1 protein-coding gene is annotated in these 1,533 nt (G+C 28.7%); it reads left to right on the top strand.

Going from position 1 to position 1,533, the window contains the following annotated elements; genetic code table 11:
• Positions 1–822: 822 nt before the first annotated feature.
• Entirely contained in the window at positions 823–1,200 is a 378-nt protein-coding gene (locus tag MPF19_RS18960; protein ID WP_249989842.1) for a YkvA family protein, read from the top strand.
• Positions 1,201–1,533: the final 333 nt, after the last annotated feature.

The following is a 1,533-nucleotide window of genomic DNA, read 5'->3' as shown; positions in this document are numbered from 1 at the left end:
AAAACTTGCTGAAAGTATAATTTAAGAACAAAAGTCATTTTAAAATACATTTAGCTTTAAAAGTCTGAAAACTAAAAGGCGGAAAAAACGTTTGAAAAAATCGGTTTTGAAACACTCTCTCGCGAATCAAAATTTTGAAAGGTTTTTATTGGTTTTTGGAATTTTAAGAATGTAAAATAGTTGTTTAAGTTCTGAGTTTTAAAACGCTAAAAAAAAGGAAAAGTTTGCGGAATTTAACCTGTTTGAAAATATCTGAAAACTTGAAACTTCATTACTGTTTGAAACTAAAATCTCTGAATTGACAAAATGTTGAGCAAAAGTCGGAGAAATTCGTTTTTAAAGACAAATTTAGAAAGGCTGAGAGATTTCTAAGAGTAAAAAAAAGGTTTACTCACCTTCTAAATTAAAAGTCTGAGAAAGCGCTGAAAATCAAAATTATGGAATTTCCTCAGAAACTCAAAAAAAAAGAAAAAAATAGGAATTTTATAACTTGAAAAGTGGAAATTAAACACGCATTTTACAACACCTTGTATAAAAAATTGCTAAATTTGGCTTAATCAAAGGTTTGTGCTTTTAAATAAACTCTATTTTTCCTTCGGAAAAATGCCGTTCATTTAAAACGCAACTTTCCATACAAAACAACGTTGGGTGTAATTTAAGAAATGAACACAACCACAAGCTTAAAACCTAAATATCTAACAGTTACGAATTGAAAAATAATAAATTCTTTTTATCTTAATTACATTTATCATTAATGACTCTTAACACTGTTTTATTTAACATAAATTAGTAAATTAGCTTATAATTTTTAAATTAAAATCTATGTCAGAAGAAATTAAAGAACAAAAAGGGTACGGAAAAGAATACTCTGAAGAAGGATTATGGGATAAAATGAAATCTGTTTTTAAAAAGGCAGGTATTAAAGTTATTTATTCAGCATTAATGCTTTATTATACTTATCAAAAAGAGGACACACCGTTTTGGGCTAAAACTACAATAGTTGGAGCCTTAGGTTACTTTATTTCACCAATAGATGCGATACCTGATATAACTCCAGTTGTGGGATATGCGGATGATATGGGTGTTTTAATTGCAGCAATAGCTGCTGTAGGAGCATATATTGACAAACAAGTTAAGTTAAGTTCAAGAGAAAAACTTCACGATTGGTTTGGAGACTTTAATGAAGATGAACTTTTATAAAAGGAAAATATAAATTATACGTTTAGCTCTAAATACTACAAGTGAAAACAATAGATGTGTTTAGAGCTTTTTATTTGATGATTTTATGTTTTTAAGTATATATTGAAAAAAACTACACCCAACACCGTATAAACTTTATTGCTGGTTTTAGCTCACTTGGGAAATTCCTACGGAATTTCGCCGTTCGTGTTTTATTTACTTAATTCACTGCTTAAAAAACGCAACAAAGCTTATACATCAACGTTGCAAAAAATTGCTCACTCACTCAAACTTCTGAAAAAATTAGCGAATAAAACTCTTGAATTTTAAAAGTTAAACACTCTCTCGCGAGTG

Origin of the sequence: Polaribacter sp. Z014, from assembly GCF_023555435.1 — a bacterium.
GTDB lineage: Bacteria > Bacteroidota > Bacteroidia > Flavobacteriales > Flavobacteriaceae > Polaribacter.
This window is presented reverse-complemented; position numbering and strand designations above follow the sequence as displayed.

Bases quoted from the DNA above. Each gene is read 5' to 3' on its own strand.
- MPF19_RS18960 (WP_249989842.1), top strand. From the start codon at position 823: ATGTCAGAAGAAATTAAAGAACAAAAAGGGTACGGAAAAGAATACTCT.